This window comes from Vreelandella indica (assembly GCF_037070225.1).
Lineage (GTDB): Bacteria > Pseudomonadota > Gammaproteobacteria > Pseudomonadales > Halomonadaceae > Vreelandella > Vreelandella arctica.
Window position 1 is genome coordinate 1 of sequence record NZ_JBANSO010000049.1, and the last position, 9,245, is coordinate 9,245.

At 55.1% G+C, this 9,245-nt stretch carries 7 protein-coding genes and 1 pseudogene; 5 read left to right on the top strand and 3 right to left on the bottom strand.

Translation table 11 applies throughout. The features are described from left to right. Positions 1 to 211: hypothetical protein (locus V8L71_RS19915; protein ID WP_218927822.1), on the top strand; the 211-nt coding region annotated here is incomplete at its 5' end. A 26-nt stretch (positions 212 to 237) separates the two neighbouring features. After that, positions 238 to 558 (top strand): hypothetical protein, encoded by a 321-nt coding sequence (locus V8L71_RS19920; protein ID WP_164834383.1) that lies wholly within the window; start codon positions 238 to 240, stop codon positions 556 to 558. A 505-nt stretch (positions 559 to 1,063) separates the two neighbouring features. On the opposite strand, the gene V8L71_RS19925 is transcribed toward V8L71_RS19920, so the two are convergent. Then, on the bottom strand, positions 1,064 to 1,792 hold the full coding sequence (locus V8L71_RS19925) for a TorF family putative porin (RefSeq protein WP_035566949.1): 729 nt from the start codon (positions 1,790 to 1,792) through the stop codon (positions 1,064 to 1,066). A gap of 281 nt (positions 1,793 to 2,073) precedes the next feature. Between V8L71_RS19925 and V8L71_RS19930 the strand changes: the two genes are divergently transcribed. Then, entirely contained in the window at positions 2,074 to 3,159 is a 1,086-nt protein-coding gene (locus V8L71_RS19930) for an OprO/OprP family phosphate-selective porin (RefSeq protein WP_336270592.1), read from the top strand. Positions 3,160 to 3,242: 83 nt separating this feature from the next. On the opposite strand, the pseudogene V8L71_RS19935 reads toward V8L71_RS19930, so the two are convergent. Then, positions 3,243 to 4,274: pseudogene (locus tag V8L71_RS19935) on the bottom strand (ISL3 family transposase); the annotation flags it as partial. A 220-nt stretch (positions 4,275 to 4,494) separates the two neighbouring features. On the opposite strand from V8L71_RS19935, the gene V8L71_RS19940 reads away from it, so the two are divergent. Beyond that, positions 4,495 to 6,333 carry a copper resistance system multicopper oxidase gene (locus tag V8L71_RS19940; protein ID WP_431313200.1) on the top strand — a complete coding sequence of 613 codons (1,839 nt, stop codon included), beginning with the start codon at positions 4,495 to 4,497 and terminating at the stop codon, positions 6,331 to 6,333. Positions 6,334 to 6,344: 11 nt separating this feature from the next. Further along, positions 6,345 to 7,118: a copper resistance protein B gene (locus V8L71_RS19945; protein WP_063744308.1), complete on the top strand. Its 774-nt coding sequence runs from the start codon at positions 6,345 to 6,347 to the stop codon at positions 7,116 to 7,118. A gap of 167 nt (positions 7,119 to 7,285) precedes the next feature. On the opposite strand, the gene V8L71_RS19950 is transcribed toward V8L71_RS19945, so the two are convergent. Continuing rightward, complete coding sequence (locus V8L71_RS19950) at positions 7,286 to 8,644, bottom strand: hypothetical protein (RefSeq protein ID WP_336270594.1); 1,359 nt, start codon at positions 8,642 to 8,644, stop codon at positions 7,286 to 7,288. Between the last annotated feature and the right edge of the window lie 601 nt (positions 8,645 to 9,245).

Genomic DNA, 9,245 nt, shown 5'->3' on the forward strand with positions numbered 1-9,245 from the left:
CACGGTGGGTTTTGGCAATAACGGGCTTGCGAAAGCCAACTTGCACGGGGCGAATGATCAAAAAGTGCTCGCTGGCGGTGATAGGGAAAGTGTCGGCGCCGGCTTCACGGATTCAGGTATTAGAAACAGTGGTTTATGCCTGTTTGAGTGGCGATATAACATCAATAATCATGCTGGCGCGCTCAATAGTGTTATGTTGAAGGGCGTATAATCACTGTTATGTTTTAAGGAGGTAGTTTGAGTAAAGTCGTTGGACGCTGGCGAATTAAGTGGATGGAAATGTGGGATCAAGACTTTGTTGATCTTATCGAGCCCGGATACTTCCAGTTCGATGAAGATGGCCTCGGCTTTTTTGTATTCGGAGCAGTTGAGGGCCAAATCGACTACCGCATTCCAGATGATGGAGGGCGAGTCGAGTTTTCTTGGTCTGGAAATGATGATGGTCGTGAAAAGTCTGGCCGTGGTTGGTTTCAGTTTTCATCTTCAAATTCAGCGAAAGGGGAACTCTTCATTCATTGTGGAGACGAGTCGGCCGTAGAAATCGAATATCAAACATAACTGTCCCTGCTGTATCGAGACCGCGGCCCGCCTCAAAGCCAATACCGGGCTGTTCTCGAAAGCCATCACCATGGCCTGGTTCAGGGAAACAGCCTGGCTGGCTTTGGCCTGCTGATATTCTTTCAGCGACACACTCTCTTGTGCCTGGGCCGACACCATGGGAGAGACGGCCAAGGCTCCCGGAACTATCATCGCGCACAACAACAATCGTTTGTTCATTCAGTATCATCCTGGCTGTTTGACTGAGGTCAGTGAGTCAGCATTTTTGCGTGGGATTCCGGAGCGACCTTACAGACAAACCTTTAATACAGTTTGAAATTCAGGCACCGGATAAGAAATGAGCTTTGGCGGCAGGGGGGGGGCAGAGGTAAGGGCGAGGATGTCGAGTCACCGGGCGTCAAGGCAGGCGCACGATGGTGGGTTCTTGCATGATAAATAAAAACCGGCCCGTCATTTGGGCCGGCTTTTTATTCTGGATCTGAATTGCTTGTGATCACTTGGCCGATCAGAAACTCCTGCTCCAACCCAGCCAGAACTTCGGATCATCCGAGTTGACAGAGCCAAGCGCGTCGGTTGACTCAATGTCCGCGTACTCCACGTTAACACTGAAAGAACCGAAGTTTCCCGCATCCTTTGTAACGTTGGCGGCGACGTGTGAATAACTTGCCTCGCCGACAGAAGCCTTGCCGTCATCAGCGAAGTCGTAATAGCCAAGCGTCACACCGGCACTGTAGCTGTCCTCCAGAGGCACCCCAACAGAGGCGTAGTAATAGGCATCCCCCTGCACGAACACCCCATCACCACTGGTGTCGCTGTTGATCGTGTAGGCCAGGCCGATGGCCGCAATGCCATAACTGATCTCGCCGTACAGTTCGCCGAAGTCGATGGAGCCCGGCGCGTCAGGATACGCATAATAAATGTACCCAACGTCATAACCCAGTTCTTCCACAGAGCCGGAGAATCCGGCATAAAGATCAAGCTCATAGCTGGTGCCGTCACCAAAATCGACATTGGAACCCCAACCACCGGCGTAGAAGCCCGACGCATGCTCATAATCCAACCCTCCCTGGACAGCCGCAGCCCCGTCTGTCTGGGTGACGCCCCGGAACAGATAGTTGCTGCTGGCGCTCACATTTGAGCTGACGTCAGCGCTAACAATGGCGGGCGCAGCCTGAAGTGCTGCAAGCAAAGTGATACTGATAAAACCTGATTTGGTGAAAAACTGCTTCTTCATAATGGATACCTTCGGTTGGGTTTCATTGCTCCAAATATGATTTAGCAAAATTCCTGCCACATCTTATTTATTCTTGTTTATCATAATTATAGAGACAAATCGGCGCATTCTGAGCTTGCCCCCGAAAAACGACCGCAACACCTAGCGCCCCAGAACCTGTCACCGGCCCGGACCAGCGCCCTGTTTTGATGCATTCTCTGTAACCATTCTGTAATCTTTGCCAAATAGACTTTAATCGCGCTTCAACACACACAAGCAAACCGAAAAAGGTGAGACAGATCATGAGCAAGAAATATTTGGGCTTGGCTTTGGCGATTTCTGCCGCTTCTGCTGCACAGGCCGGAACTGTTACGACCAGCGGCAAAGACCTTGTGATCGATACCGAGAGCGGTATCAAGGTGAAAACGTCTGACAATTCTGCGTCTTTTCAGCTCGGCGGGCGCCTTCAATGGGATTACGACGCCACGCAGTCTGACGCCAACGGTGTTGACACTACCGATTTCGACGTGCGCCGGGCACGCCTCTACGCCAAGGGCCACTTTGGCGACTGGGCGTACAAAGCCCAGTTCAACGTGGCTGAGAGTGATGGCGCCGACGGCGGGAACGCTGAGGACCTGTACATTCGCTACCTGGGATTTGGCTCGACGGCAACCGTGACTATTGGTAAGCAGAAAGAGCCATTCGGCCTGGAACAATTAACGAGTTCAAAAGACATCTCGGCCCTTGAGCGATCCGCCATGACCGAGCGTTATACCCCCGGTCGCAGCGGCGGCATCCAGCTCAGTGGCAAAGGCAGCAACTGGACCTACGGTATCGGCTATTTCGAGGCAGACGGCGATGGCAGCGACGACTTCAATAACACGGCAGTAACCGCACGGGGCACGGTTGCACCCGTTCAAACGAATAATGCTGTTGTTCATCTTGGTGCGGGTTATACCACGCGTGATGCCGACACTCAGGCCAATGAGGTCGATACGTTTAATCTGGAATTGGCCGGCGCTTCCGGGCCCTTCCATGCCCAGGCCGAATATTTCGATTCCGAGGAAGGTCAGGTGGATGTTGATGGTTATTACGTACAGCTTGGTTGGGTTGTCACCGGCGAAAGCCGTCCTTACAAGGCTGGGGCGTTCAAGCGAGTGAAACCGTCATCGCCCAAAGGAGCCTGGGAAGTTATTGCCCGTTTTGAAGATGGCGACGGAAAATACAGTGATGTGGGGCTGGCCACAACTGACGGTAAGCAAACAACACTGGGCGTTAACTATTACGCCAACAAGAATGTTCGACTTGGAATGAGCTACATGGATGGCGAAGAAGCCAATGGCGCTAGCGGAGATGAAGTGCGTGCGAGGTTACAATATGCATTTTGACCGCATGGAGGTCGCTTGAATGAGTTTGCGGCTTGATATAGTTCTTGAGAGTTAATGAAATACTCAGGTTTTGGGCAGATATTAATGAGAGGCTTCTCGGTGACCGCCGCCTTCATGACCTTGAGGTAGTTCGTGATACGCCACCGAGCCGCCCGCGGCGTCGGGGCCTTCTGGATCCAGCTCAGCTTCTCTTTGATCACCCAGGCATCGGCTGTGGCGCTCTGATCGGCCACCAGCTCCTGGAGCGCCGCCAGTTGCTTGGGCGTCAGGTTCTCGTTGTCGAGGCTTTTCAGCAGGGCCCAGCGCAGCGACTTGGGATGCCCCTGCTCCCGGCGTTCCTTCTTGCGCACCTCGTCCAGCCGCTTGGTGAAGGTCTGAACGATATGGAACCAGTCGACCGTGATGTCGGCCTTGGGAAGATGCTCGGCCACGCCGCTGAGGAAGGCTTGTGACATGTCGCACACGACCTCGACCACGTTGTCGGTGTCACCGCCATGCGCTGCCAGAAAGGCGCTGAAGGCCTTGATGGCGTCTTTGCCGTGGCCGGGGACGGCGAAGATCACCGGTTCCTGCTTGCGCTGCATATCGAGGAATACCGTGACGTAGCGATGACCGCGTCGGGAGGCGGTTTCATCGACGCCGACGGTGGTCACGTTGGCCAGGTCCAGCTCACTCAGCATGCGGCCGACGTAGTGATGCACGATGCGCCACAGGCGTTTGTCGGAGATCTCCAGTTGCCGGGAGACGGCCAGCACCGGCATCTCCTTGACCAACGACATAGCGGCTTGCTCGAACAGCAGGGTGAAGTCGCTGCCCGGCCGCGCCCAGGGCACTTCAATACGCTTGACGCCATGCTCGGGGCACTTGGTGCGAGGCACGCGAGCGTGCAGGTAGCAGTGGTGCTGAAAGAAGTTCAGGTGCCGCCAAGTCTTGTCGGCAAAGTCATGGGCCGGGCAGGCCTTGCCGCACTCCGGGCAGGGGTAGAGGCTGCCCCGCTCGGCCTCGACATAGAGGTCCAGGCGGTGGGGCGACACGGAGGTATCCAGGTGCTGGTCCTTAAGCAACCAGGGCGCTTCAAGGCCTAGGCCGAGGGTCAGAATCTGCGTGCCGTCCATGTCGTACCTCCTGTCCATGTGGAGGTCATATCCTGGCCCAGCTCAGGGGGCGAATTCCACACCCAGCGACGAAGAGCCTAAAAATGGGGGGTTACCGGTCGTCTTTTCAGTTTGATTTCAGTTGCACCGGGTAGCGTCAACAATCGAGCCACGAACGCGAGAAGCTGTATATACATGGTTTTAGGAGCAACCTATGAGCGATAGACATTTCTATGCAGGTATGTCCAGGCGGCGCCTTATCCAAGGAGCTGCCACGATGGGACTTCTTGCCGGTTTCGACAGCTTGTTGCCGGCCTATGCTAGAGGACAACTGGACAACACGAACGCATTTCACACCGTGCGTAATGGCGCTGACATCTACGACCTGACCGTCGCGAGAACACCTCTCAAGATAGGGGGCACAGTCTCGGAACAGCCCATCACCATCAACGGCACTCTGCCAGCGCCTCTGGTGCGCCTCAAACAGGGGCGCGAGGCAATCTTGCGTGTCACCAATACGCTACCGGAGGCAACATCCATTCACTGGCACGGTCTGATTCTGCCGTACCAGATGGATGGCGTTCCTGGCGTCAGCTTTCCCGGCATCATGCCCGGCGAAACGTTTGAGTACCGTTTCCCGGTCGAACAGCATGGCACCTACTGGTACCACAGCCACTCTGGCCTTCAGGAACAGCTAGGCCACTATGGGCCGATTATCATTGATCCTGCCGAGCCCGAATCGGTGGCCTATGATCGCGAATACGTTGTGGTTCTATCTGACTGGACCTTTGACTCTCCCGAGGACGTATTCCGCAACCTGAAAGTGGCAGAGGGCTACTATAACTACAACCAGCGCACCGTTAGCGACTTCTTCAAGGATGTTGAAACCATGGGCTGGGATGCTGCGTGGAGCAAAGCCGGCATGTGGGGCAGAATGCGAATGAGCCCCCGGGATATTCTGGATGTAACCGCTTCTGAATATACCTACCTGATGAACGGATCGCCTTCTGCCAGTAACTGGACCGGGCTGTTCCGTCCCGGCGAGAAAATTCGCCTGAGATTCATCAATGCCTCGGCGATGACCTACTTTGATGTCCGTGTCCCGGGCCTCCCGATGACGGTTATTTCCGCTGACGGCCAACCAGTGCAACCCGTTGAAACGGATGAATTCCGCATTGGCGTGGCGGAAACCTACGACGTGATTGTACAGCCAACCGACACGGCTCACACCGTGTTTGCCCAGTCACAGGATCGGTCGGGGTATGTGCGCGGAACGTTAGCCACCCGCAAGGGAATGGAGGCGCCAGTACCGCCCATGTATCCGCGAACCGAGCGCGGTATGGCCGCCATGGGCATGGGCGCGATGAGCATGGGCGCCATGGGCAAGGACGGCGATATGAACATGGACAGCGGCATGGACATGGGTGGCAAGATGGAAATGATGTCAGGCAGCAACGACAAAGCCCATGGCCAAATGATGATGAATGGCGCCGACTCGGGAATGAACAAGATGAGCTCGGACAAAGCAACGATGAATGAGGTCCCGACGGCGGCTCGGCCGATATCCCATGGCCCTGATAATCACGGTCCCGGGGCGGCCATGGTGGCTTCCAGCCCGCAATCGCGTCTGGATGACCCTGGTGTAGGCTTTGAAACAGCCAACCATCGGGTGCTGACTTATTCCCAGTTGCAGAGCATTGAGGGCTGGCCCGACAAGCGCCCGGCCGAACGCGAGGTGGAACTGCACCTTACCGGCAATATGGAACGTTACATGTGGTCGTTCGACGGCAAAAAGTTCTCTGAAGTCGATGGCCCGGTCAAGTTCTACCATGGCGAGCGCCTGCGATTGATCCTCGTCAACGACTCGATGATGGATCACCCCATTCACCTGCATGGCATGTGGATGGAACTGGAAACCGGTGCAGGTGAATATCGTCCACGCAAACACACGATTTCCGTCAAACCCGGCGAGCGTGTATCCGCGCTGATCACAGCGGATGCACCGGGTGACTGGGCTTTCCATTGCCACCTTCTGTACCACATGGACGCAGGCATGTTTCGTGTCGTGTCGGTCGTTTAACGGGATAGGGGATGAACATTATGATGAATCGCATCAAGTGGGTTGTGGGTGCCTCAGCCTTAACGCTTGCCTCGGGAGCCGGCGCCGCCGGTACTGGCGTTCAGGCCGAACCGGACTGGACGCTGCCGATACACGACAACCAGGTGTTTGGCCAGGTTCTGTTTGACCGGATGGAATACCAGCGTGACGGCGACAACGAATTGGCCCTGTGGGACGCCCAGGCCTGGATTGGTAAAGATCGCAATCGGCTCTGGGTCGAAACGGAAGGTGAGACTGATCTATCCAGCGACAGCGGCGACATCGAAAATTTTGATGTGCAGTACAGCTATCGCTTCGATCGCTTCTGGGATATACAGACAGGATTGGGTGCCCAGACAACGTTTGGCCCCAGCCCTAATAAGGAGCGCTATTCGGCCATTGTTGGATTGCAGGGACTTGCCCCCTACTGGTTTGAGGTAGACACAAATCTCCGAGTCACCGACGACGGTGACGTGTCATACGATCTTGAAGCCGAGTACGACTGGCTGCTGACCCAAAGGCTCATTTTGCAGGGCCGCGGCGAAACGCTCGTTGCCTTCAGCGATGTTGAGGAGTGGGGCGTCGGTAGTGGCATCAATAATGTGGGCCTGGGGCTCCGTCTGAGATACCACTTTTCGAGGGAGTTTGCGCCCTACGTGGGTGTTTCTTACACCCGCTTTCTGGGCAACACAGAGGACCTTCGTGAGCGCGAGGGGGAAGACGTCGAGTCCTCCAGCTTCGTGGCGGGCGTCCGGTGGTGGTTTTAGTACGATAATGCCCAGTAGAAAAGGCTAGCCCCTTTGCGTGGGTCAGCTAGCGTCCTCATTTGGAGGATTTCGTCAAAATCATTGCCGACCTTCCGCATGTTCGGCTCAATGACAAACGGCCGGACTAAGGCCCGGCCGTTGTATCAGATCATGAAATTACACGTTGATCAGTAACTGATATTGACCATAGCTACGACCTTATAGGTATCCTCCGGGTCATCTCCGTAGAAGTCTCCCATGAAACCGTAAGAACCGCGGAGGCTGATGTCATACACGCCGGCAAACTTTTTACCAAGCTGAGCAGCGACTTCAGTACCAAGGGTTGAGCCGTTGGCCTGAGCAGCAGCGCTGTCGGGCGCGTCGTCGGCAGCGCGGAAGTATCCTGTGCCGTACTTCAGGTAGTAGTCGTTGGAAAGTTCCTGATCACCCGAGACCATCAGCCCCATCAGACCATATCCCTGGTAAGCTGCGTCATAAACTGACTTGGCCCCCTGGGAACCATTGTTGTAGTAGTAGTCTGTTCCGAAGATTTGCAGATTGCTGCTATTCAGCTCCCAGCCTGACTGGTTTGCCGCGAAGCGATCTGCACCATTGCTGCTGTCATCAGCCGGAATGTAGATGCCGTGAATCTTGAGGCTTGCATTGTCCCAATGCCTCTGGGCATACAGATTCAACATGTACGTGTCGCCATCTGTTGCGTCAGAGTCACGCCCGGACGACTTTTTGTAAAGTACCGAGCCGCTATAGGCCATTTTGTTAAAGGTAAAATCGGCGTAGGCACCGAAATAGTTGTCATCCGTTCGAGCCGCCGTACCATTCAGAGCATCCGGACTGCTGTTGCTGATCTGAGCTCCGGTAAGGCCGTAGTGGAAAACCTCGCTGGGATGAACTTCGGCACTCAACATGTAGAAGTCCACGTCGTCCGCAGAATCTCTATCGTTTTCTTCCCACTTGAACCAGCCACCTGTCAGCGTGGCCATACCAACATTGCCCGCAAAGGAGACGCCATTCATGTCGTCGTTGGTAACAAGGCTCTCGTACTTGCCGAAGCCATACCCCTGGACGCCCGCTCGCACCTTCCAGTCGCTGTTCGGCACCTTCAGTTCAGCGTAGACATTTTTGGTCTCAACGCCAACGCCGTCGGCGCTGAGTTTGCCGCAATTGTCACCCTGGCAGCTTCCCTTCTCACCCCAGGGAGAATCGAGCTCACCGTACCAAACCAGGCTCACGTTATCGTTGAGGTCGCCGGTGATCTTTGCACGCAGGCGCTGGTCAACAAATGAACTGCTGTTCTCGTTGGTTTCATCCAGGCTTTCTGAGGTCGCCTGCAGGCGGTAATAACCGTTCACCGTGAAGGGGGAATCGCCTTTCTTGAGCTCTTCCACTTCAGCCGTCAGTTGATTTATTTCAACCTTCAGGTCTTCTACGGTTGGTGACGCACGCCCGACCGGCTCCGCGGCCAACGCCGGTGTTGCTACTAAAGCTATCGCCAGCGGAGCGCTTATTGATTTGAAGATTTTGCTCACCTGAAACTCCTTATTTTAATTTTCATATCGACAACGATTTATTGCCTCAATATGGATGTGCCAGTTAAACGGCACTTAATCTTGACGCACAAAGCTTGTAGTGGTCAACTGAAACGAACCTGAATTTTCAGCTAAATTTCATTTTCCCGATTTTCGTACTGACATCCCCACCCGTCAGACTGTCAGACCTGACGACGCATCAAAGAGGCTATTTCGCCCCCAGCGCCCATCTTGGAGAGGTGCTATGATTGTGAAGTGACCCCCTCCAGAACTGCACAGGGTATAGTGCAGCCATCAGCCCGCCTCATTCACGAGGGTGCTGATTGAGCGGTCTGAAGGTACTGACTGGTGGCATCGCTTATCAGGATCGGCTTCTTCAGCGCGAATAGCTGTTGAGTAATGCCAAAACGCTGAAATTTCCCCGCTTCCTTATAGCTCTTTGGAATCAATGGCGACCGTCCAAGCAGCCGTGATCGCCGCCCGCCGCTCCGGTCGCTCGCTTTCTGATGCTGTGGTGGTCTCGCAGGAGCGTCAGCTCAGTGCGGTCAGCTTCGGCAACCCCTTCAGCAGCGTCGGCCACCACTTGTCGGCGGCGGCACCC

Excerpts from the sequence above, each read along its gene's own strand:
- V8L71_RS19925 (WP_035566949.1), bottom strand. The coding sequence starts at position 1,792 with ATGAAGAAGCAGTTTTTCACCAAATCAGGTTTTATCAGTATCACTTTG.
- V8L71_RS19930 (WP_336270592.1), top strand. The coding sequence starts at position 2,074 with ATGAGCAAGAAATATTTGGGCTTGGCTTTGGCGATTTCTGCCGCTTCT.
- V8L71_RS19940 (WP_431313200.1), top strand. The coding sequence starts at position 4,495 with ATGTCCAGGCGGCGCCTTATCCAAGGAGCTGCCACGATGGGACTTCTT.
- V8L71_RS19945 (WP_063744308.1), top strand. The coding sequence starts at position 6,345 with ATGAACATTATGATGAATCGCATCAAGTGGGTTGTGGGTGCCTCAGCC.